This is a genomic window from Brevundimonas sp. (assembly GCF_013912065.1).
Classification (GTDB): Bacteria; Pseudomonadota; Alphaproteobacteria; order Caulobacterales; family Caulobacteraceae; genus Brevundimonas.
In genome coordinates, this window is the sequence record NZ_JACESA010000001.1 from 112961 (window position 1) to 135878 (window position 22918).

The window sequence follows — 22918 nt, forward strand, 5'->3', positions numbered from 1 at the left end:
CTGAATAGGGGGGACTTGCATGGAGAGCCGTGGAGGGCCACGTTAGCAACGGTTGCTGTTGCGAATGGCGACCGCCGTCATTAGCAGTGGAGCCTCCCCATGCCGAAAATCCTCGTCCTCTATCATTCGACCTATGGCCACATCGAAGCCATGGCCGAGGCCATCGCCGAAGGCGCGCGCGAAGTCGAAGGCGCGGTCGTCGACATCAAGCGCGTGCCGGAGACCGTGCCGGAAGAACTGGCCAAGTCATCGGGCTACAAGCTGGATCAGAAGGCGCCGATCGCGGTGATCGACGATCTGAAGGACTACGACGCCATTATTCTGGGCGCGGGCACCCGCTTTGGTTCGGCCGCGTCGCAGATGCGCGCCTTCCTCGATCAGGCCGGCGGCCTGTGGTTCACCGGCGCCCTGCTGGGCAAGGTGGGCGGGGCCTTCACCGCCAGCGCGACGCAACACGGCGGTCAGGAAACCACCTTCCAGGGTCTGCACAACTTCTTCATGCACCACGGCATGCCGGTCGTGGGCCTGCCCTACGCCTATCAGGCCATGATGACGCTGGACACGGTCGAAGGTGGTTCGCCCTATGGCGCCACGACCATCACCGGCGGCGACGGCTCGCGCATGCCCAGCGAGATCGAACTGGGCGGCGCCAAGTTCCAGGGCCGGCATATCGCCCAGATCGCCAAAAAGCTGCACGGCTGATCCGATGCGCCAGCCCGCCGTCTTCTTCGGTCACGGCTCGCCGATGAACGCTCTGGGCGGTCCCTTCGGGGCCGCCTGGCGCGAACTGGGCGAGGCCGTCGGCAAACCCCGTGGCGTGGTGATGATCTCTGCCCACTGGGAGACGCGCGGGCTGGGCGTCACCGCGCAGGACCGGCCCGAAACCATCCATGATTTCGGCAACTTCCCGCGCGAACTTCGGGAGTTCCAGTATCCGGCGCCCGGCTCGCCCGAACTGGCGGCCCGGGTCGCGGAACTGACGGGCGCGGTCCAGACCGAGCAGTGGGGTCTGGATCACGGGACGTGGTCGGTGCTGACCCATGTCTGGCCCGAGGCCGACGTGCCGGTGGTGCAGTTGTCGCTGAACCGCGACCTGACGGCGCGCCAGCACTATGAACTGGCCAAGACTCTGCGGCCTTTGCGGGATGAGGGAATACTGATCGCCGGCTCGGGCGACTTCGTCCACAATCTGCGGACCTGGAAGCGCGAGGCCGGCGCCGAACCCTATGCCTGGGCGACCGGATTCAACGAGGCCGTCAAACACGCGTTTCGGGTCGGGGACCACGAGGCCCTGATTGACTGGATCGACCTGGCCGAGGACGCCCAGCTGAGCGTGCCGACCGACGAACACTATCTGCCGGTCCTCTATGTCGCCGCCCAGCAGGAGGCGGGCGAGTCGGTCAGCTTCTTCAACGACCTGATCGACGGCGGCTCGATCTCGATGACCGGAGTGCGGATCGGCTGATCAGGCCGTTACGGTCAGGGTCGTGGACTTCAGATCGACCGAGTTCGGCCCAGCGCTGATCGTAAAGGTTCCCGGTTCGACCACCCGCTTCATCTCGGTATTCCAGAACCAGAGGTCGGACGGTCTGATTTCGAACGTCACGGTCGCGCGGGCGCCAGGCTCAAGGGTCACGCGCCTGAAATGCTTCAACTCCTTGACCGGCCGGGTGACGGTGGCCACGTCGTCGCGGACATACAGCTGAACGACCTCGTCCCCCTTCGAGGGGCCGGTGTTGTGGACATCGACCGAGACCTGAACGCTCTGGCCCATGCCGATCGTGGCGTGGGCCAGACGCGGCTCGGACATCTCGAAACTGGTGTAGCTGAGGCCGTAGCCGAACGGATAAAGCGGCGCTGTGGTGTCGAACAGATAGCCGCGCCGCGCCGTCGGCTTGTGGTTGTAGAAGATCGGCAACTGGCCGACCGAGCGGGCGATCGACACCGGCAGCTTGCCGCCGGGACTGACGCGACCGAACAGCACGTCCGCCACCGCATTTCCCGTCTCCTGACCTAGGTACCAGCCCTCGATCAGGGCCGGAGCGTTCTCGGCCAGATAGTTGACTGACAGCGGCCGCCCGTTCAGCAGCAGGACCACGGTGGGTTTGTTCAGGGCGAAGATGGCTCGGGCCAGATCGTTTTGCTGGCCCAGAAGATCGAGGGAGTTCCGGTCACCCAGGTGATTGGTCGCCCAGGCCTCGCGGCTGGTCTGTTCGTTGTCCCCCAAGACCATGACGACGGCGTCGGCGTCGCGGGCGTCGGCGACGGCTTGTTCGATCAGACGGGCGTTGGCGGTCGGATCGACCAGCTTGACCTCGTCAGCGGCCCATATGCGTTCCTCTGTCACGCGGACAGCTTCGGAATAGACGACCTCGAACTTGCCCCGGCCTTCGTTCTGGAGGCCTTCCAGGACGCTGACGACATGACGTGGCTTGTCCGAATAGCCGCCGATCGGCGTGTCGCGGGCGTGGGTCCCCAGCACCGCCAGCTTGCGGATTCGGTCCGAGCGCAGAGGCAGGACGCCCTGGTCGTTCTTCAACAGAACCATCGCGCGTCGCGCCGTCTCGCGCGCCAGAGCGATGGCGTCGGCGGTGGCTTCCTTCGCCTCGGCCGCCGCAGGATCGACATAGGGGTTTTCGAAGACGCCCGACTGGAACTTCATTTTCAGCACGCGGCGAACCGCCTCGTCGATCTGCGCCTCGCTCACCCTGCCTGAGCGCACGAGCCCGGGGAGATAATTATACGCCTCGCCGTCCGGCAGCTCGACGTCGACGCCCGCGGCGAGCGCATGGGCCGCCGCTTCCTGGATCGTGCCGAACAGCTTGTGACCGGTATGCAGGTCACGGATGGCGAAATAGTCGGATACGACCGAACCCTTGTAGTTCCATTCTCCGCGAAGCACGTCCTGCAACAGCCAACGATTGGCGTGCGAGGGCAGGCCGTCGACCTCGTTGTAGGAGGCCATCACTCCCTGAACCGGGAGTTCGGTCACCGCCCGTTCGAACGGCGGGAAGAAGTTCTCGCGCAGGGTTCGTTCGGAGATGCTGGCCGGGCCGACGTTCGTGCCGTTCTCGGGCTGTCCGTGGCCGGTCATGTGTTTCAAGGTGACCAGCACCTTGTCGGGCGCCAGCGGGAGGGTCTCGCCCTGGAAGCCCCGTATGGCCGCCAGGCCCATTTCGGACACCAGGTGCGGATCCTCGCCATAGGTTTCCTCGATACGGCCCCAGCGGGGGTCGCGCACCACGTCGACGACGGGCGCCAGGGCCAGTTGCGTGCCCCGCGCACGCATCTCGCGCGCCGCTACCGAAAACACCCTCGTGATCAGGGCTGGGTCCCAGGTGGAGGCGAGACCGATGGATTGCGGGAAGCTGGTGGCGCCGCGCGCGACATAGCCATGAAGCGCTTCCTCATGCATGAGGAGCGGTATGCCGAGCCGGGTTTCCTCCACGGCCCATCGCTGGGCGGCGTTGGTGTAGTCGGCCGTTTGGCGCGCGTCACGACCGACCGCATCGCCGGCGGCGCCGGCGGCCCCGTTCTGAGCGGGGTCCACCCCGCGAAAGTCCGAAGGGCGAGAAATCTGGCCGAGTCCGTGGGGAAAGACCTGCGAGGCCTTTTCCGGCGAGAAGTCGCCATTGGCGGCCTGGACGTCGCCCTTCTTTTCCCAAACGCCCACCATCTGGGCGACTTTTTCCTCAAGGGTCATGCGACGCAGCAGATCCTCGACACGCGCGGCGATGGGCTGGGCCGCGTCCTTGTAGAGCGCGCCGGCCTCGGGGCGAGCGGCCTGGGCGCGTGCGGCGCCCGCCAGAGGCGCGGCGGCGGCGGCTCCGAGCAGTCCGGCGACAAAGGTGCGGCGAGCGAGCGTGGCCGTGAGGCAGTCGGCGGTGGACATCGGTCTTCTCCCAGGTCCCGCCGGTTCGCCCAGCGATGATAGCGCTATCATTTACGGTATGGCGTCATGCTCCGGCCGTCAATCCACCCCTGGCGTCGCAGACCGATGGTGCGCACGCCTGCGCTCTCCACGTGCAGAAGTAGATGCTGCCTTCATCGGGAGCCTCCGTGACCAAAGCCGGAGGCGGGTCGGCTGATCAGGCCGCCTTTTCGTCCTCGACCATCTTCTGGATGGCGACATAGTCGGTCTTGCCGGTGCCCAGCACGGGGACCTCGGCGACTTTGACGATCTTCTTGGGCACGACCAGTTCGGGCGCGCCGTTGTCGCGCGCCCATTCGGTCAGGGACGCCACCTCAGCGGCGGCGTGGTCTGTCACCAGAACCAGTTTCTCGCCCTTGCGGCTGTCGGGGATCGAGATGACGGCGTGGCGCTGTTCCGGCCAGACGGCGCCGGCTATGCCCTCGACGGCGGTCAGAGAGACCATTTCGCCGCCGATCTTGGCGAACCGCTTGGCGCGGCCCTTGATGGTGACATAGCCGTCGTCGTCGACATCGACGATGTCGCCGGTGTCGAGCCAGTCGTCCTCGATCGGCGCCCAGGCCAGGGGGTCGGCGGCGGTGACATAGCCGCTCATGACGTTGGGGCCGCGCAGGAACAGACGGCCGCCGCCCTCGATGCCTTCGACCGGCTCCAGCTTCCAGTCCATGCCCGGCAGGATTTGGCCCACCGTGCCGGGGGCGTTGCGATCCGGATGATTGACCGCGACGACCGGCGAGGCCTCGGTCGCGCCATAGCCCTCCAGCAGTTCGACGCCGCCGAACTTGGAGAACAGGGCGCGGGTCTCGTCGCGCACCTTCTCGGCGCCGGCGACCACGAACTTCAGGGTGGTGAAATCGTCGGCTTCGGCCACGCGGCCGTACTGATTCAGGAAGGTGTCGGTGGCGAACAGGATCGAAGCCTTCACCTGGGGTAGCAGGTCGGTGATCTGTTTGGCGTGAAGAGGCGACGGATACTGGAACGCTTTCAGACCCTGCAGAAGCGGCAGGATGACGCCGCCGGTCAGGCCGAAACAGTGGAAGGTCGGCAGCGGGTTGAACATCACCCATTCGGGGAGAAGGTCGATGTGTGCGGCGACCTGGCGGGCGTTGGCGACCAGGTTCTTCTGGCTCAGCACCACGCCCTTGGGCGTGCCGAAACTGCCGGAGGTGAACAGGACGACGCCCGGCGCGTCGGGATCGGTCTTGACGCGGAACCGTTTGGGGGCGGCGCCGGCGGCGAGGCCGTACAGCTTGTCGGCCAGGCCGACGGTCTTGCGTACGTCGTCCAGCCAGACGACCTCGGCCACCGTCTGCAGTTCTACGATCAGGTCATCCAGCTTGGCCTGGTCGATGAAACGTCGGGCGGTCAGCACCTTCCTGACGCCGGAGGCCTTGATGGCGGCTTTCAGATTGGCCTCGCCAGCGGTGAAGTTCAGCATCACCGGCACGCGGCCATGGGCGTGAAGCCCGAAGAAGGTGACGACCACACCCATCGACGACGGCAGCAGGATGGCGACACGTTCGCCCAGGGTGGTCATGTTCGCGATCTTGCGGCCCAGGACGAAGGCGGCGCGGATCAGACCTGTGTAGGTCAGGGGCTTGCGATCCTGGTCTTCCAGGATTTCCTTGTCGCCGAACCGCGCGCGCGCCTCGATCAGGGCGTCGATAAGCGATTCGTCGTACAGCGAGGGATCCAGGGCCTGGCGCAAGCGCGTCTCCTACGGAGGGTGCGGGGGACCCTCTCTGTTGTCGGGCGTCCGTCATTAATGACGCGACGGCATCTTGAAAAGATATGTAACGTCGCGCGAGTTCCCGCCAAGCCATCTTCTGTAACCGGCCGTGGCTTGCCTTCGGACGTCGGAAGGCCGAAATACCGGCCATGGTCACCCTGATCGACACACTTCAGCGCAAGCCGTCGGAGCTGCGCCATCCCGAAAAGCAGAACCGTCCGGAGTCGGTGGTCCTGAAAAAGCCCGACTGGCTGCGCGTCAAGGCGCCGGGCTCGGGTGAATATAATGCGACCAAGGACATCGTCCGGTCCAAGGGGCTGCATACGGTCTGTGAAGAGGCCGCCTGCCCGAACATAGGCGAGTGCTGGAGCCAGAAGCACGCCACCCTGATGATCATGGGCGACACCTGCACGCGGGCCTGCGCCTTCTGCAACGTCAAGACGGGCCTGCCCCAGCCGCTGGACCCGGAAGAGCCCGGCAAGGTGGGGCTGGCCGTGTCGCAAATGGGCCTGAACCATGTGGTCATCACCTCGGTCGACCGCGACGACGTGTCCGACGGCGGCGCCGCCCATTTCGCCGAGGTGGTGCGCCAGATCCGTCTCCAGGCCCCGGCTACGACCATCGAGATCCTGACGCCCGACTTCCTGCGCAAGGATGGCGCGGCGGCGACGATGATCGACGCCAAGCCGGATGTCTTCAACCACAACCTCGAGACCGTTCCGCGCCTGTATCTGAAGATCCGGCCCGGCGCCCGTTACTTCCACAGTCTGCGCCTGTTGCAGATGGTCAAGGAACGCGACCCGGAACAGTTCACCAAGTCCGGCATCATGGTCGGCCTGGGCGAGACCAAGGAAGAGGTCATGCAGGTGATGGACGACATGCGGTCCGCCGGCGTCGACTTCATCACCATCGGCCAGTACCTGCAGCCGACCCGCAAGCACGCCGCCATTGACCGGTTCGTCACGCCGGAAGAGTTCAAGGCCTATGAGGCCATCGCCCGGGCCAAGGGCTTCCTGATGGTGTCCTCGTCGCCCTTGACGCGTTCGTCGCACCACGCAGGCGACGATTTCGCCCGGCTGAAGGCGGCGCGCGAGGCGCAGCTGCGCCGCTAAGGTTCGAATGGCCGTCCACCGCGTAACGCGCATTCTCCCCTATGCGCCAGAACAACTCGCCGATCTCGTCGCCGACGTGGAGGCCTATCCGCGCTTCGTGCCGTGGGTGACGACCATGCGCGTCTGGAACGAACGGACCGAGGCCGAGGGCGTCACCGTGATCGACGCCGAGGCCGGGGTCGGCTTCTCCTTCCTCAAGGAGCGGTTCTCGACCTGGGTTCGGCATGATCGCAACGCGCCCAAGGTCGAGGTCGGCCTGCTGCGCGGGCCGTTCAAACATCTGAAGAATCGGTGGGAGTTCTTTCCGCATCCCGACGGCGCGCGGCTGGAGTTCATGATCGACTTCGCCTTCAAATCGCGCATGCTGGACCTGATGCTGTCCGCCAACTTCGACCGGGCGGTGGAAAAGCTGATCGGTTGTTTCGAGGCCGAGGCGAGGCGGAGGTACACGGGCCGATGAGTTTCGATTTCGACGCGACCGTCGTGGGCGCCGGGGCCGTCGGCCTGGCTTGCGGGCGGGCGTTGTCGAAACGGGGTCTGACCGTGCTGGTGCTGGAGAAGGAAGGCCACATCGGCCAGGGCGTCTCGTCGCGAAACTCCGAGGTGATCCACGGCGGCCTCTATTATCCGACCGGATCATTGAAGGCGCAGTTCTGCGTCGAGGGGCGGCGCGCGCTTTATGGCTTCCTGGCCAGCCGCAAGATCGATCATCGGAAATGCGGCAAGCTGGTCGTGGCCACCGAAGCGGCCGAGGTCGAGCGGATCGAGGCCATCTTCGAACAGGCGACGGCCAACGGGGTCGAAGGGCTGGCCCACCTGACCGGCGCCCACGCGCGGGCCTTGGAGCCAGAACTGAACGCCCACGCCGCTATCCTGTCGCCCGAGAGCGGCCTGTTCGATAGTCACGGCTATATGCTGGCGCTCCAGGGGGAGATCGAGGATGCGGGCGGATCGGTCGTGGTTTCAGCCCCGTTCGAGGGGGCGGAGCCCATGCCGGGCGGCGGCTTCAGGATCCGCGTGGGCGGGAAGGGGGCGGTGGAGGTCACTAGCCGCCTACTGGTCACGGCGGCCGGTCTGTCGTCTCAGGCGGTAGCAGCTTCCATTGACGGCTATCCCGCGACCGACATCCCGGCGGGGCATTTCGGCAAGGGCGTCTATTTCCGTCTGGTCGGCAAGGCGCCGTTCGACCGTCTGATCTATCCGCCGCCCATTCCCGGCGCTCTGGGCACCCACTATCGCAAGGATCTGGGCGGCCAGGCGGTGTTCGGCCCGGATCTGGCTTATGTCGAGACCGAGGACTATTCGGTAGATCCGGCCAAGGCGGAGACCTTCGCCGCCTATATCCGCCGCTTCTGGCCGGGCCTGCCGGACGGCGCCCTGACGCCTGACTACGCTGGCATTCGACCCAAGCTGCATGGACCGGGCGAGCCGCAGCCGGACTTCCAGCTTCACGGCCGCGAGCATCATGGCGTCGACGGCTTGATGGCCCTGTTCGGCATCGAAAGCCCGGGCCTGACCAGTTCGTTGGCGATCGGCGAGGCGGTGGCCGCGGCCTTGACGGAGGCGTTGTGACCCAGGACGTCACGCCGTGACCCGGGAACTGGTTACGGCCCGCCTGGTTCTGCGACGACCGAAGCCGGGCGACGTCGATGATCTGCACCAGGTTTTTTCATCGCCGGAAGCGATGCGGTGGTGGTCTACGACACCGCATGAGACCGTGGAAAAGACGGCGGAATGGCTCGACGGCATGATCGCCGCCGATCCGGAGCTCAGCGATGATTTCGTTATCGAGGCGCAGGGACGGGTGATCGGCAAGGCGGGTTTCTGGCGTCTGCCCGAAATCGGCTATATCTTGCACCCCGACTATTGGGGGCAGGGGTTGGCGACCGAAGCCCTGACCGCAGTCATCGATCATATTCTAGCCACGCGGACGGTCGAGCGTGTGACCGCTGACGTGGATCCCGACAATGCGGCGTCTATCCGGCTATTGAGGCGCCTAGGCTTCGAACAGACAGGCGCCGCCAGCCGAACCTGGAGGGTCGGGGGCGTCTGGATGGACAGTCTTTATTTCGGGCTGGACCGTGATCGCTGGAAGTCACTCAAGACGCCTTGAAATCGTCGCGCGGTTCATGCATAAGCCGCGCCTCGCGTGGCGGCTCGGCGTTCTTCTTTCGAAGGACTGGGGCCGCCGCTATTGTTTTCGCGCTTGATCAGGCTTCGGCTCTGGGCGGCGCCCGACTTAGAAGATTGAGACGGACATGGCCGTTCCGAAGCGGAAAGTATCCCCCTCGCGTCGCAACATGCGCCGCGCCCACGACGCCCTGAGCTCGAACGTCTATGTCGAGGACAAGGACACCGGCGAGCTGAAGCGCCCGCACCATATTGACCTGAAGACCGGCACCTATCGCGGTCGCCAGGTCATCACGCCGAAGGAAGACTAGTCTTCGACGGCGCCCCGGTTTCGACCGGACGGTGATTTTAACGGCGCGCGGTGACCCGCGCGCCGTTTTCGTGCGTTGTGTGCGGCAAAGCTTGTTCTGGAGACGCCGCCCTATGATTCGTTTCGCCACCGTCAGCGCCCTGGCGCTGCTTACGCTCGCCGCCTGTGAACGCAGGGACGATCCCGTTTCCGAACCCCCGTCGGCCGCCGTCAATCCCCCCGCCGAGGTCGCGCCGCCCCAGAATGACGCGCTCGTCGACGCCTCGAGCCTGACTTCGAACGGCCTGGGGCCGGCGCGCATAGGAATGACGCGCGCCGAACTCGTCAGGGTGTGGGGGGAGGATTCCCAGCCGAACGCCGTCGGCGGTCCCGATCCCGCAACGTGCGACGAGTTTCATCCGACCGGGGCGCCGACCGACGTGCGCGTGATGATCCAGAACGGCGTCCTGTCCCGAATCACCCTGGCCCGGGGCGCGACGATCAAGACCGATCGTGGCTTCGGCGTCGGTGATTCCGGCATGGCGATCAAACAGGCCTATGGCGGGGCGGTCTTCGCCCAGCCGCACAAATATCAGTCCGCGCCTGCCGAGGATCTGTTCGTCTGGTCGCGCGGCGGTTCGACCGCCTATGTGACGGATCCGGCGGCGCGCGGACTTCGCTACGAAGTCGGCGGGGACGGCAAGGTGATCATGGTGCACGCCGGCGATCCGTCGATCCAACTGGTCGAGGGCTGTTCCTGAAGGCGAGCGGTGAGCGAGGCATTGGCGTTTCGCAGGGAGACGGCTAAACCCTCGGACCTGTTTTCCGCCTGAGCCAAAGAGCCGAGCCATGACCGACATCGCCGACATCGTCGCCCGCCAGATCCTCGACAGCCGGGGCAATCCGACGGTGGAAGTCGATGTGATCCTGGACGACGGCTCGTTCGGCCGCGCGGCTGTGCCGTCCGGCGCCTCGACTGGCGCCCACGAGGCCGTGGAACTGCGCGACGGGGACAAGGACGTCTGGGGCGGCAAGGGCGTGCAGAAGGCGGTCGACGCCGTCAACGGCGAAATCTTCGACGCCCTGTCCGGCATGGACGCAGAAGATCAGCGTCGTCTGGACGAGGCGATGATCGACCTGGACGGCACGCCGAACAAGGCCCGCCTGGGCGCCAACGCCATCCTGGGCGTCTCGTTGGCCGCCGCCAAGGCCAGCGCCATCTCGGCCGGTCTGCCGCTGCACCGCTACATCGGCGGCGTCTCGGCCCGCGTCCTGCCGACGCCGATGATGAACATCATCAACGGCGGCGCCCATGCCGACAATCCGATCGACATCCAGGAGTTCATGATCCTGCCGACCGGCGCGGAAACCTTCACCGACGCCCTGCGGATGGGCACGGAGATCTTCCACGCCCTGAAGAAGCAGCTGAAGGACGCCGGCCACAACACCAACGTCGGCGACGAGGGCGGTTTCGCCCCGAACCTGGCCTCGGCCGAGGAAGCCTTGAGCTTCATCACCAAGGCGGGTCAGGCGGCCGGTTATCTGGCGGGCGAGGACTTCCACCTGGGTCTCGACGTAGCCTCGACCGAGTTCTTCAAGGATGGCAAATACGTCATGGCGGGCGAGGGCAAGACCGTCGACGCCGAGGGCATGGCCGCCTATCTGGTCGACCTGTGCGAACGTTTCCCGATCGTCTCGATCGAAGACGGCATGGCCGAGGATGATTTCGACGGCTGGCGCCTGCTGACCGAGCGTCTGGGCGACCGGGTGCAACTGGTCGGCGACGATCTGTTCGTCACCAATCCGGCCCGTCTTGCCGCCGGCATCGGCGAAGGCCTGGCCAACTCCATCCTGATCAAGGTTAACCAGATCGGCACCCTGTCCGAGACCCTGGACGCCGTCGATATGGCCCACCGCGCCGGTTACACCGCCGTGATGAGCCACCGGTCGGGCGAGACCGAGGATTCGACTATCGCTGACCTGGCGGTCGCCACCAACTGTGGGCAGATCAAGACCGGTTCCCTGGCCCGGTCCGACCGGGTGGCCAAATACAACCAGCTGCTGCGCCTCGAGGAGATGCTGGGCGATCAGGCCGTCTATTTCGGCGACGGCATGCTGTTGCGTTAAACCAATGAATTCTCGGCGGAGAATCAGCGTTCTCCGCCGAGTTCTTACGGTCAAGCTACATTTTATTAGGCATTTTCGGGCACCCTTCCTGAACTGTGTATTTCGCGCTCAGAAGGAGCGTCTGTATTGCCTGAACGGATGAAACCGTACCGCCTGTCCGCCGCTCTTCTGTTGCTGCTCGTCTATCTCGGCGTGCAGGCTCTGACGGGCGAGCGCGGTCTGCTGAGCGGATCGTCACGCGACGCCCTGATGGGGCAGCGCGAGGATCAGCTCGCCCATCTGACCGAACAGCGCCGCGATCTGGAAACGCGAGTGCGCTATCTGCGCACGGACAGCCTGTCAAAGGACCTGCTGGAGGAACGCGCGCGCGCCGTTCTCGGCTTTTCCGATCCGCGCGACTATGTGATCCGCGTTCAGGCGCAACCCGTTCAAGGGTGAAAATCTCCGCCGCTTGAACTATTGTTACAGGCTGGGTCGCCCCCCTTTGCGTTCCGGGAAGGAAGGCTGCTAAAGCCCCCTTCCGTAACGATAAGAAGGCGCCGCTCCCCGGCGCCTAGCCGGGAGATGCCGGATGGCGAAAGCCCCAGCCAAAGCCGCTCAGACCACAGCGCCTGACAAGCTTTCAAATACGCCTTCGGCGTCCAAGGAGGATCTTCTCCGCTTTTACCGTGAGATGGTTCTCATCCGCCGCTTCGAAGAGCGTGCGGGCCAACTGTACGGCATGGGCCTGATCGGGGGCTTCTGCCACCTGTATATCGGCCAGGAAGCCGTGGCCGTCGGCGTTCAGGAGAGCGTCAAACAGGGCCACGACAAGATCATTACCGGCTACCGCGACCACGGTCACATGCTGGCCGCCGGCATGGACCCGAAAGAGGTCATGGCAGAGCTGACCGGCCGCATCGGCGGCTCGTCCAAGGGCAAGGGCGGGTCGATGCACATGTTCGACGTGCCGACTGGCTTCTATGGCGGTCACGGCATCGTCGGCGCCCAGGTTTCGCTGGGCACCGGCCTGGCCTTCGCCGGCAAGTACCGCGGCGACGATTCGGTGGCCTTCGTCTATTTCGGCGACGGCGCCTCGAACCAGGGTCAGGTCTACGAGAGCTTCAACATGGCCCAGCTGTGGAAGCTGCCGGCCATCTACATCATCGAGAACAACCAGTACGCCATGGGCACGAGCATCGAACGCTCGTCGTCCACGACCCAGCTGAGCCAGCGGGGCGCCAGCTTCGGCATCCCCGGCGAACAGGTGGACGGCATGGATGTTCTGGCCGTGCGTGACGCGGTCAAGAAGGCCGTCGAGCGCGCCCGCGCCGGCGAGGGCCCCTACATCCTCGAGGTCAAGACCTACCGCTATCGGGGTCACTCAATGTCCGACCCGGCCAAATACCGGACCAAGGAAGAGGTGGACGAGGTCAAGAAGACGCGCGACCCGATCGACCATATCAAGGTCCTGCTGGCCGCCGCCAACGCGACGGAAGACGAGCTGAAGGCCATCGACAACGAGATCAAGGCCATCGTCGCCGAGGCCGTTCAATTCGCCCAAGAAAGCCCGGAGCCCGATCCGTCCGAGCTCTATACCGACGTCTACGTGGAGGCCTGATCCGTGACCGACATCCTCATGCCGGCGCTGTCCCCCACGATGGAAGAGGGCACGCTCACCAAATGGCACATCAAGGCAGGCGACACCGTGTCGGCCGGCCAGGTGATCGCCGAGATCGAAACCGACAAGGCCACGATGGAAGTCGAGGCCGTGGATGAGGGCGAAGTGCTCGAAATCCTCGTCGCCGAGGGTTCGGAAAACGTGAAGGTCAATACGCCGATCGCGCGCCTGTCGGGCGACGATGCGGGAGCGACCCCGGCGACCAACGCCGCCTCCGCTCCGGCTGCCGTGGCCAAGCTCGAGGCCGCCGAGGCCAAGTCGGGCGACCCGGAAAAGGCGCCGGCCCAGACCGCCAGCCCGAAGGTCCAACTGCGCGATCCGGAAATCCCGGCCGACGCCAAACTGGTCAAGACGACCATCCGCGACGCTCTGCGCGACGCGATGGCCGAAGAAATGCGTCGCGACGACAAGGTCTTCCTGATCGGCGAGGAAGTCGCCCAGTATCAGGGCGCCTACAAGGTCAGCCGCGAACTGCTGCAGGAGTTCGGCGACCAGCGTGTCGTGGACACTCCGATCACCGAGCACGGTTTCGCCGGCCTGGGCGTCGGCGCCGCTATGGCGGGGCTGAAGCCCATCGTCGAGTTCATGACGTTCAACTTCGCCATGCAGGCGATCGACCACATCATCAACTCGGCCGCCAAGACGCTGTATATGTCGGGCGGTCAGATCAAGGCGCCCATCGTCTTCCGCGGTCCGAACGGCGCGGCGTCGCGAGTCGGCGCCCAGCACAGCCAGGACTATTCGGCCTGGTACGCCCAGGTGCCGGGCCTGAAGGTGATCGCGCCCTATGACGCGGCCGACGCCAAGGGCCTGCTGAAGGCCGCGATCCGCGACCCGAACCCGATCGTCTTCCTCGAACACGAGATGATGTACGGCCTCGAGTTCGACGTGCCCGAGGTCGAGGACTATGTCCTGCCGATCGGCAAGGCCAAGGTCCGTCGCGAAGGCAAGGACGTCACCATCACGGCGCACAGCCGCATGGTCGGCTTCGCCCTGCAGGCCGCCGAGAAACTGGCCGAGGAAGGCATCGAGTGCGAGGTCGTCGATCTGCGCACCCTGCGTCCGCTGGACACCGACACCATCGTCGAAAGCGTCAAGAAGACCAGCCGCCTGGTCTCGGCCGAAGAGGGCTGGGGTCCGATGGGCGTCGGCGCCGAGGTTGTGGCGCGGGTCATCGAACACGCCTTCGACTATCTGGACGCCCCGCCGCTGCGGGTGCACCAGGAAGATGTGCCGCTGCCTTACGCCGCCAATCTGGAAGCCCTGTCGCTGCCGGGCGTGGACAAGATCATCGCAGCTGTGAAGCAGGTGATGGCATGACCGACATCCTGATGCCCGCCCTGTCTCCGACCATGGAGGAGGGCGTCCTGGCCAAGTGGCACGTCAAGGTAGGCGACGTCGTCTCCGCCGGGGACGTGATCGCCGAGATCGAAACCGACAAGGCCACGATGGAAGTTGAGGCCGTGGACGAAGGCGAGATCACCGACATCCTGGTCGCCGAAGGGACGGAGGGCGTGAAGGTCAATACGCCCATCGCCCGCCTGAAGGACGAAGGCGGGGCGGCTGCGCCCAAGCCCGCAGCAAAGGCGGAAGAGGCCCCGAAGGCCGCTCCGGCCGCCGCTGAGGCGCCCAAGGCGGCCGCACCGGCGGCTGCCCCCGCTCCGGCCGCGCCGAAGTCGGACAGTGGCGAACGCATCTTCTCGTCGCCCCTGGCGCGTCGGATCGCCGCCCAGAACGGCGTCGATCTGAAGTCGGTCAAGGGCACCGGCCCGCACGGCCGGATCGTCAAGCGCGACGTCGAAGCCGCCGGCAAGGGCGCCGCCCAACCGGCCGCCGCATCGACCGCCGCCGCCGCGACCTCGGGCATTGCGCCGCGTCAGGTGCAGTCGCTGGCCCAGATGGGGATCCCGGACGGCAGCTACGACCTGATCCCGCTGGACGGGATGAAGAAGGCCGTGGCGCGTCGCATGGTCGACAGCATCCAGAACGTGCCCCACTTCCCGCTGTTCATCGACTGCGAGATCGACCAGCTGATGGCGGTCCGCGCCAAGGTCAACAAGATGCTGGAGCCGCAGGGCGTCAAGGTGTCGGTCAACGACTTCGTCATCAAGGCCGCGGCCCTGGCGCTGAAGATGGTGCCCGAGGCCAACGCCTCGTACACGCCCGAAGGCATCGCCATGCACCACAACGCCGACGTCTCGATGGCGGTGGCGATCGACGGCGGCCTGATCACCCCGATCATCAAGAAGGCCGAGACCAAGGGTCTGGCGCAGATCGCGACCGAGTCCAAGGACCTGGCCAAGCGCGCCCGCGAACGCAAGCTGAAGCCCGAAGAGTTCCAGGGCGGCACCTTCTCGGTGTCCAACCTGGGCATGTTCGGCATCAAGCAGTTCACCTCGATTATCAATGAGCCCCAGGGCTGTATCATGAGCGTGGGCGCGGGCGAGCAGCGCGCGGTCGTCAAGGACGGTCAGATCGTGGCGGCCACCGTCATGACCGTGACCCTGACCTGCGATCACCGCGTGGTGGACGGCGCGACCGGCGCCCGCTTCCTGCAGGCGTTCAAGCCGCTGATCGAAGATCCCGTCGCGATGCTGGCTTAAGGGGAGGGTGAGGTCATGACCTCGGTCTATGACTTCTCCGCCCGCGCCATCGACGGCACGGAGGTTTCGCTGGACCGTTTTCGCGGTCAGGCGCTGCTGATCGTCAATACGGCGTCCAAATGCGGTTTCACCGGCCAGTATGACGGGCTGGAGAAACTGCACAGGATGTTCGCGGACCGGCCGTTCGAGGTGCTGGGCTTTCCCTGCAACCAGTTCGGCGAGCAGGAGCCCGGGCGGGCGGCGGAGATCGCCGCCTTCTGCGCCACCAGTTTCGACGTGACCTTTCCCCTGTTCGACAAGGTGGAGGTCAATGGGCCGAACCGGCATCCGCTGTATCACTGGCTGACCAAGCAGAAGCGCGGCTTCCTGGGCTCGCAATCCATCAAGTGGAACTTCACCAAGTTCCTGACCGACCGTGAGGGCAGGGTGGTCGCCCGCTACGCCCCGCAAACAGAACCCGAGGCCATCAAGGCCGACATCGAGAAGTTGATCTGATCATGGCTGCTGAATTCGATCTCGTCGTCATCGGCTCGGGCCCCGGCGGTTACGTCGCGGCCATCCGCGCCAGCCAACTGGGCCAGAAGGTCGCCATCGTCGAGCGCGAGAACCTGGGCGGCATCTGCCTGAACTGGGGCTGTATCCCGACCAAGGCCCTGCTGAAGTCCGGCGAGAAGTTCGAGAGCCTGAGCCATCTGAAGGAATACGGCCTGTCGGCGTCCGGCGCGTCGTTCGACTTCGACGCCATCATCCAGCGCTCGCGCGGCGTGGCGGCGACGATGAACAAGGGCGTCGCCTTCCTGATGAAGAAGAACAAGATCGAGGTGATCGAGGGTTCGGCCAAGCTGGAAAAGGGCGCCGCGGCGCCCAAGGTTGTGATCGCGCTGAAGGCCGGCGGGTCGCGCACGGTCGAGGCCAAGTCGGTCATGCTGGCCGTCGGCGCCCGCGCCCGCGCCCTGCCGCAGATCGGCCTGGAGGCTGACGGTGACAAGATCTGGGCCTATCGCGACGCCCTGGCGCCGAAGAAGCTGCCCAAGTCCTTCGTCGTCATCGGCTCAGGCGCCATCGGCATCGAGTTCGCCAGCTTCTATCGCGCCCTGGGCGCCGAGGTGACGGTCGTCGAGGCCGTCGAGCGCATCATGCCGGTCGAGGACGAGGAGGTCTCCAAGGCCGCCCAGAAGTCGTTCGAGAAGCGCGGCTTCAAGTTCAAGCTGGGCGCCAAGGTGACCAAGGTCACCAAGTCCGCCTCGGGCGTGAAGGTGGATGTCGAGATCGGCGGCAAGGCCGAGACCCTGGAGGCCGAGGTCTGCATCTCGGCCGTCGGCATCACCGCCAACACCGACGGCATCGGCCTGGAGGCGCTGGGCGTCGAACTGGACCGGGGTCACATCAAGACGGACGGTCACTGCCAGACCAACGTCAAGGGCCTGTTCGCCATCGGCGACTGCGCCGGGGCGCCCTGGTTGGCGCACAAGGCGTCGCACGAAGGCATTCACGCCGCCGAATTCATCGCCGGCTACAAGACCCCGAACGTCCATTCGCCCGTCGCCGGCTGCACCTACGCCCAGCCGCAGGTCGCCTCGGTCGGCGTCACCGAACAGGCCGCCCGCGCCGAGAAGCGAGAGGTCAAGATCGGCCGCTTCCCGTTCCGCGTGAACGGCAAGGCCGTGGCCGCGGGCGAGGTGGACGGTTTCGTCAAGGTGATCTTCGACGCCAAGACCGGCGCCCTGATCGGCGCCCATATGATCGGCCACGAAGTGACCGAGATGATCCAGGGCTATGTCACCGCCATCACCATGGAGGCGACAGAAGAAGACATCCACGGCATCGTCTATCCGCACCCGACCATGTCGGAGGCCATGCACGAGGCGGCGCTGGACGCCTATGGGCGCGTGATCCACATCTGATTGCAGAAAATTTTTGCGCAAAGGTAGGGTAGGAGCCGTTTCAGTCGTCGTTAGGTCAGAGAGCTTGGCTTTGCATGACCGGAAATGACGCTTCTTGCCTTCCCCTCGACCTGTGAGACGAATGTCGATGCATTGCGGCTGGTCATTCGTGCGCGCCGCACGATCCTGCGGGAGTTGCCTCGCCGTCTGACGTTTCAGGCGACGGCCGACGAACTCGGCGTCAGGGGCATTGATCTGGAAGCGGCCTTCGCCCGCCTTCACACCAACGCCCGCCTTTTCATGCGCGTGGCCCGACTGTTGAAGCTTCACGAACAACTGAGGGCGGGCCAGGTGGATTCGGTGGGTTCCGCCCTCGTCCGCTGGGGGTTTCCGCGCTGCAGCGGCCAGGCGGCGGCGGACTACGAGTTTCTGTTCAGGGAGACACCCGAAGAAACCCTGTCGACCGCCGCCTGCACGCCTTTCGCTTCCAGCTCGGAACCTGAGGAGTTCGACGATCCGGCGGCGATGATCGAGGCCCTGGCCCGCCTGGCGGGTCAGCTTCCGTCTAGCGGCGGGATACGACAGAATACGAGCCAGTCGCCCCTGCCGACGCTCATTTCCCGGGTGTCGATCAGCTAGGTCCGGCGATTACGTCAGCGCTTCTTACCCAGTTCCGCCGCGATATCCTTGGTCATGCGGCCGACCTTGCGATGAGCGGCCGTGATCTGATCGCGGGTGACGCCCCAGCGCTTCATCCAGTATTCAACCGACTGACGCTCCGACAGGTCGATGCGGTCCTTGTCGATGAAGCCGCGCTTGTCCTTCAGGCCTGCCATGGTGTTTCCGTTTGCTGAGATAAATCCAGGGCTAGACTAGGCGGTTCGCGTCGGAGTGTCAGCGGCTCAGCCAGGCTGTGTCCAGCGTGACGCCCTCGCTCGTCAGTTCGATCCGGTTGAGACCAGGTTTCAGCTGCACATCTGGCCAGACGGCCTCGTGGTCCACGACCTCTGCGGCCGATACGACGACGCCATTGACTTGGAGCGCCAGCGTCGGTCGGTTCGAAAAAGCACGAATGGCTGTCGTTGCCCCCGGCCGGGACGTCATCCTGCGATCGACGATGTGGGCCATGGGGGTTTGCGACCAGTTCGCCTGGTACCAATACCAGGCGTCCTTGCGTACAGACCGGTCATAGGTCACCAGCCCCTTGTCGTTGATGCCCGGCCGGTCGCCTTCGTTTCGACCGTCGGAAGCCAGGTCGAAACCGACCCAGATAAAGTTCGACCACAGCCAGGGCCGCTGGCGCAGTTCACGCCAATAGGCCTGGTGGAAGTCGGTCTGATATTGCTCGGGGTGCCAGTCGCCGTCGGGGCGAGGCCGGATGGGCGGGGTTTGTTGATGACGAACGCTGGCGCCGGCGCCGTACTCGCTCACCGCCATCGGTCGGTCCGGGGCGCGCGCATGTCGCTCGTCGGCCCAGGTCCCGATGCGGGCGAAGTCGTCGTCGTACCAGCCGAAATAGCGGTTGTAGGCGGTCAGGTCGGCGTGCAGCGCCTTTCGGTCCAGGTCATCCTGGCAGCAGTGGGCGTAGGCGGTAAGGCGTTGCGGGTCCTCGGCCTTGGCCACGGCCTGCATGCGGGCGATGGCGGCGTTCGCGGGATCGTCGGTGGCGTAGACTTCGTTGCCCAGACCCCAGATCACCACAGACGGGTGGTGCCGGTTCTGACGGATCAGTTCCGTCATCTGTTGGGCCAGATTGTCGGAAAAGGCCTGGGACGCATCCACAGCGCCGTTCAGCGGCGCCTCGGTCCAGACCATGAGGCCCAGTTCATCAGCCAGGTCATAGGCGTGTTGCGGGTGCTGGAAATGCACGAACCGCAGTGCGCTGGAACCCATCTCGCTCATGATCTGGAAATCCTGGTCGATCTCCCAATCCTGGACGGCCAGTCCGCGCCCGGGGCGGCCGGCGTGGAAATAGTTGACCCCCCGCATCGGCGTGGCCACGCCGTTCAGCATGGCGCCCTGTACAGGATCGACTTTGAAGTCTCGCACTCCGGTCGCCAGCGTCACGACGTCCACGACCTGGCCTGTCGCGTCGCGCACCGTCGTCTCGAGGGTGTACAGCTGCGGATCCGATACGCCGCGCCATAGTCGGGGGGCCTCCAGGCGGCCGGCCTCCTCGACCACCCGAATCGCGCCGGCGGCCACGGCGAAAGGCGCCTCCAGCACCATGGCTTCGAGACCTTGGGCGTCCAGCAGCCGCCAGCGCACTAGGCCGCGGGCCGTTTGAACTCCGTCGTTGGCGATTCGGGCCTGAAGGTCCAGATCGGCGGAGACGGCGCTGACACCCTGCGAAGTCATGACCACGCCGGGGCCGCCGAAATCCGCCAGGTCGATATGGAGCGGGGCCGTCTCGATCAGGCGGACAGGGCGATAGAGGCCGCCGAAAACGGTGAAGTCCCCACCCAAGGGGGCGACGTTCGTCGATCGTGAATCGACGCGGACGGCCAGCGTGTTCTCGCCGGGCCTCAACGCATCGGTGATGTCGAAGCGAAAGCGAGCGTAGCCGCCGTCGTGGCGTCCCACGGCTCGCCCGTTGACGAAGGCCTCTGTCTGAAGGGCGGCTCCGTCGAACTCGATCCATACGCGTCTGCCGGAAGAAGGAGCCACGAAGTTGGTCCTGTACCAGCCGACGCCACGGACATAGCCTCCGCCGTCTTCGCCGTCAGCACCGTTCCAGGTGTGAGGCAGACGCACCGACTTCCAGGACTGATCGTCCGCCGACGGCTGGGTCGAGGCGTCGATGTCGCCTTGATGAAAGCGCCAGGTCTGGTCGAGCGGATGGGTTCTCCGGCCCGGAACCTCCGCACTCGCCGCCGTCGCCAGCACCAGCAGGGACATCAGCAGCGACGCCGCCAGCGACTTTCCAATCCAGCTTATCATGTTCCGCCCCGCCATGCTGCGCCTGTAAGTTTTACAGGCGAGGGAAAATTCATAGGCAGAACTATCAGGCCCGGCAAGTCGACGGGCGCTGAGGAGCGCGCCTAGTCGGCGCGTTCCACGAAACTGTCGATCACGCGCTTCTCGCCGGCCTTTTCGAACTCGACCAACAGCTTGTTGCCCTCGACGACGCGCACGCTTCCGTAGCCGAACTTCTGGTGAAAGACGCGTTCGCCCTTTTTCCAGCCGGAACTGGACTTCGGATCAGCCGTGGCGATCAGGCGGCCGTCGCCCTCGATCACGGCCTTACGGGCCGGGAGCTTGTTCGGGGTCTGGGCGGCGGTGAAGCTTTGGGCGCGTTTCCAGCCGGGGGAGGAATAGCCGCTGCCGAACGAGGGCGCGTCATCCCAGCGGCTCTTGGCCTCCTTCATGCCGGCGGAGGCGCCGTAGTAGCCGGTGTCGGATTGCGGATCGACATGGGCGATGGGCAGTTCGTCGACGAAGCGGCTGGGCAGTTGCGAGGTCCAGCGGCCATAGACCAGCCGGTTGGCGGCGAACGAGATGCGCGCGTCCTGTTTGGCGCGGGTGACGCCGACATAGGCCAGGCGGCGTTCCTCCTCGAGGCCCTTTTCGCCCTTTTCGTCGATGCTGCGCTGGCTGGGGAAGACGCCTTCCTCCCAGCCGGGCAGGAAGACCAGCGGGAACTCCAGCCCCTTGGCGCCGTGCAGGGTCATGATCTGAACCGCCCCGTCGCCGTTCGGATCGTCGCTGGTCGCGCGCTCCAGATCCATGACCAGGGAGACATGCTCCAGATAGGCCTGCAGCGTCTCGAACTGCTGCATCGACTGGGTCAGTTCCTTCAGGTTGTCCAGCCGCGTCTGACCGCTGGTGCGGTCGGCCTTCTGCATGTCGGTGTAGCCGCTTTCCTCCAGCACCGTCTCCATCACCTGCCAGTGGGGCGTATTCTCGGAAAGCGCTCGCCAGCGGTCCAGGTCGCGCACGAAGTTGGACAGGGCGGTGCGGGTGCGGGCCTGAAGCTCGTCAGTGTTGATCAGGCCGCGCACGGCGGTCAGGGCCGAGAGGTCGTGCTGACGCGCGATCTGAAGGATCTTCTGGACGCTGGTGTCGCCGATGCCGCGCTTGGGCACATTGACGATGCGTTCGAAGGCCAGGTCGTCGTCCTCGGACTGGATCAGCCGCAGATAGGCGTGGGCGTCGCGGATTTCGGCGCGCTCGAAGAAGCGGGGGCCGCCGATGACCTGATAGGGGATGGCCAGCATGACCAGCCGTTCTTCAAAGGCCCGCATCTGAAAGGAGGCGCGGACCAGGATGGCCATGTCCTTGTATTTCAGACCGGGTTCGCCGGCGTGGGGGCGGCGGGCGGTCTCGATCTCGTCGGCGATCAGTCGGGCCTCGGCCTCGCCGTCCCAGACGCCGCGCACCCGCACCTTGTCGCCGCTGTCGTCCTCGGTCCACAGCGTCTTGCCCAGCCGGTCGCGATTGGCGGCGATCAGGCCCGAGGCGGCGCCGAGGATGTGGCTGGTGGAGCGATAGTTGCGCTCCAGCTTGACGATCTTGGCGCCGGGGAAGTCGCGCTCGAACCGTAGGATGTTGTCCACCTCGGCCCCGCGCCAGCCATAGATCGACTGATCGTCGTCGCCGACGCAGCAGACGTTTCCGGTAGAGGCGGTCAGCAGCCGCAGCCACAGATATTGGGCGACATTGGTGTCCTGGTATTCGTCGACCAGGATGTAGCGGAAGCGACGTCTGTATTCCTCGGCCAAGTCGGCATGCTGGGACAGGATGGTGATGTTGTGCAGCAGCAGGTCGCCGAAATCGCAGGCGTTCAGGCTGCGAAGCCGGGCCTGGTAGGCGGCGTAAAGACCTTGGCCCTTGCCGTTGGCGAAATCCTCGCCGGGAGGCAGTTTCTCGGGCGTCCAGCCGCGGTTCTTCCAGTGGTCGATCAGGCCGGACAGCGACTTGGGCGTCCAGCGTTTGGTGTCGATATTGGCGGCTTCCAGCAGCTGTTTCAGCACCCGTTCCTGGTCGTCGGTATCCAGGATGGTGAAGCTGGACTTCAGCCCGACCAGTTCGGCGTGGCGGCGCAGGATCTGGGCGGCGATGGAGTGGAAGGTGCCCAGCCAGCGCAGGCCCTCGGCCGAGGGACCGATCAGATGGGTGATCCGTTCGCGCATCTCGCGCGCGGCCTTGTTGGTGAAGGTGACGGCCAGCAGTTCCCATGGCTTGGCTCGGCCGGTCGCGAGGATGTGCGCCAGTCGCGTCGTCAGCACCCGCGTCTTGCCCGTGCCGGCGCCGGCCAGGACGAGGACGGGCCCTTCGGTCGTCTCGACCGCCTCGCGCTGCTCGGGATTCAGGCCGACCAGATAATCGCGCGCGTCTCCTTCTCCAGGCGCTCGCGCGCGAGCCAGGTCTGAAATACGGGGCGCGGGAAGATCGGTCACAGGCGGGAAAAGGTCCGGGCGGTCAGATTCGAATAGGGGAACATAAGGGGACCGG

General features: G+C 65.5%; 21 protein-coding genes. 16 read left to right on the forward strand and 5 right to left on the reverse strand.

Annotated elements, in window-relative coordinates; translation table 11 throughout:
- Positions 1 to 99: 99 nt before the first annotated feature.
- Positions 100 to 702, forward strand: a complete 603-nt coding sequence (gene wrbA / locus H2037_RS00500; RefSeq protein ID WP_292116235.1) for an NAD(P)H:quinone oxidoreductase — start codon at positions 100 to 102, stop codon at positions 700 to 702.
- Positions 703 to 706: 4 nt separating this feature from the next.
- Entirely contained in the window at positions 707 to 1465 is a 759-nt protein-coding gene (gene ygiD, locus H2037_RS00505; protein ID WP_292116238.1) for a 4,5-DOPA dioxygenase extradiol, read from the forward strand.
- On the opposite strand, the gene H2037_RS00510 is transcribed toward ygiD, so the two are convergent.
- Both H2037_RS00510 and H2037_RS00515 read right to left on the reverse strand, forming a co-directional pair.
- Complete coding sequence (locus tag H2037_RS00510; RefSeq protein WP_292116241.1) at positions 1466 to 3892, reverse strand: glycoside hydrolase family 3 N-terminal domain-containing protein; 2427 nt, start codon at positions 3890 to 3892, stop codon at positions 1466 to 1468.
- Between the two features lie 196 nt (positions 3893 to 4088).
- The gene (locus H2037_RS00515) at positions 4089 to 5639 is read right to left on the reverse strand and encodes an AMP-binding protein (RefSeq protein ID WP_292116244.1); all 1551 of its coding nucleotides are present in this window, start codon (positions 5637 to 5639) and stop codon (positions 4089 to 4091) included.
- Positions 5640 to 5809: 170 nt separating this feature from the next.
- Between H2037_RS00515 and lipA the strand changes: the two genes are divergently transcribed.
- The 14 genes from lipA to H2037_RS00585 all read left to right on the forward strand — a co-directional run bounded on the left by lipA (position 5810) and on the right by H2037_RS00585 (position 18103).
- Positions 5810 to 6772, forward strand: a complete 963-nt coding sequence (lipA, locus tag H2037_RS00520; protein ID WP_292116247.1) for a lipoyl synthase — start codon at positions 5810 to 5812, stop codon at positions 6770 to 6772.
- 7 nt (positions 6773 to 6779) lie between these two features.
- Positions 6780 to 7232: a type II toxin-antitoxin system RatA family toxin gene (locus H2037_RS00525; RefSeq protein ID WP_292116250.1), complete on the forward strand. Its 453-nt coding sequence runs from the start codon at positions 6780 to 6782 to the stop codon at positions 7230 to 7232.
- Positions 7229 to 8344, forward strand: coding sequence for an NAD(P)/FAD-dependent oxidoreductase (locus tag H2037_RS00530; RefSeq protein ID WP_292116253.1), 1116 nt, complete (start codon positions 7229 to 7231; stop codon positions 8342 to 8344). The genes H2037_RS00525 and H2037_RS00530 overlap by 4 nt, the downstream gene beginning before the upstream one ends.
- A 16-nt stretch (positions 8345 to 8360) precedes the next feature.
- Positions 8361 to 8885 (forward strand): GNAT family N-acetyltransferase, encoded by a 525-nt coding sequence (locus tag H2037_RS00535; protein ID WP_292116256.1) that lies wholly within the window; start codon positions 8361 to 8363, stop codon positions 8883 to 8885.
- A gap of 145 nt (positions 8886 to 9030) precedes the next feature.
- A complete protein-coding gene (gene rpmF, locus H2037_RS00540; RefSeq protein WP_035305966.1) occupies positions 9031 to 9213 on the forward strand; it encodes a 50S ribosomal protein L32 in 183 nt (60 codons plus the stop codon).
- A gap of 112 nt (positions 9214 to 9325) precedes the next feature.
- Positions 9326 to 9952, forward strand: a complete 627-nt coding sequence (locus tag H2037_RS00545; RefSeq protein ID WP_292116259.1) for a hypothetical protein — start codon at positions 9326 to 9328, stop codon at positions 9950 to 9952.
- 88 nt (positions 9953 to 10040) lie between these two features.
- Positions 10041 to 11318 (forward strand): phosphopyruvate hydratase, encoded by a 1278-nt coding sequence (eno, locus tag H2037_RS00550; RefSeq protein WP_292116262.1) that lies wholly within the window; start codon positions 10041 to 10043, stop codon positions 11316 to 11318.
- A gap of 126 nt (positions 11319 to 11444) precedes the next feature.
- Positions 11445 to 11756, forward strand: coding sequence for a septum formation initiator family protein (locus tag H2037_RS00555; RefSeq protein WP_292116265.1), 312 nt, complete (start codon positions 11445 to 11447; stop codon positions 11754 to 11756).
- Between the two features lie 133 nt (positions 11757 to 11889).
- On the forward strand, positions 11890 to 12918 hold the full coding sequence (pdhA, locus tag H2037_RS00560) for a pyruvate dehydrogenase (acetyl-transferring) E1 component subunit alpha (RefSeq protein WP_292116267.1): 1029 nt from the start codon (positions 11890 to 11892) through the stop codon (positions 12916 to 12918).
- 3 nt (positions 12919 to 12921) lie between these two features.
- Entirely contained in the window at positions 12922 to 14298 is a 1377-nt protein-coding gene (locus H2037_RS00565; RefSeq protein ID WP_292116270.1) for a pyruvate dehydrogenase complex E1 component subunit beta, read from the forward strand.
- Positions 14295 to 15581 (forward strand): pyruvate dehydrogenase complex dihydrolipoamide acetyltransferase, encoded by a 1287-nt coding sequence (locus tag H2037_RS00570; protein WP_292116273.1) that lies wholly within the window; start codon positions 14295 to 14297, stop codon positions 15579 to 15581. Before H2037_RS00565 ends, H2037_RS00570 begins: the two co-directional genes overlap by 4 nt.
- A 15-nt stretch (positions 15582 to 15596) precedes the next feature.
- Entirely contained in the window at positions 15597 to 16076 is a 480-nt protein-coding gene (locus tag H2037_RS00575) for a glutathione peroxidase (RefSeq protein WP_292116275.1), read from the forward strand.
- A gap of 2 nt (positions 16077 to 16078) precedes the next feature.
- Positions 16079 to 17485: a dihydrolipoyl dehydrogenase gene (gene lpdA, locus H2037_RS00580; protein WP_292116276.1), complete on the forward strand. Its 1407-nt coding sequence runs from the start codon at positions 16079 to 16081 to the stop codon at positions 17483 to 17485.
- 84 nt (positions 17486 to 17569) lie between these two features.
- Positions 17570 to 18103 (forward strand): hypothetical protein, encoded by a 534-nt coding sequence (locus H2037_RS00585; RefSeq protein ID WP_292116278.1) that lies wholly within the window; start codon positions 17570 to 17572, stop codon positions 18101 to 18103.
- Positions 18104 to 18117: 14 nt separating this feature from the next.
- Here H2037_RS00585 and H2037_RS00590 read toward each other — a convergent pair whose 3' ends face one another.
- The 3 genes from H2037_RS00590 to H2037_RS00600 form a co-directional block, all read right to left on the reverse strand.
- On the reverse strand, positions 18118 to 18300 hold the full coding sequence (locus tag H2037_RS00590) for a DUF3606 domain-containing protein (protein WP_008259491.1): 183 nt from the start codon (positions 18298 to 18300) through the stop codon (positions 18118 to 18120).
- A 58-nt stretch (positions 18301 to 18358) separates the two neighbouring features.
- On the reverse strand, positions 18359 to 20404 hold the full coding sequence (locus tag H2037_RS00595) for a glycoside hydrolase family 2 TIM barrel-domain containing protein (RefSeq protein WP_292116282.1): 2046 nt from the start codon (positions 20402 to 20404) through the stop codon (positions 18359 to 18361).
- A 101-nt stretch (positions 20405 to 20505) separates the two neighbouring features.
- A complete protein-coding gene (locus H2037_RS00600) occupies positions 20506 to 22863 on the reverse strand; it encodes a UvrD-helicase domain-containing protein (protein ID WP_292116284.1) in 2358 nt (785 codons plus the stop codon).
- Positions 22864 to 22918 lie beyond the last annotated feature (55 nt).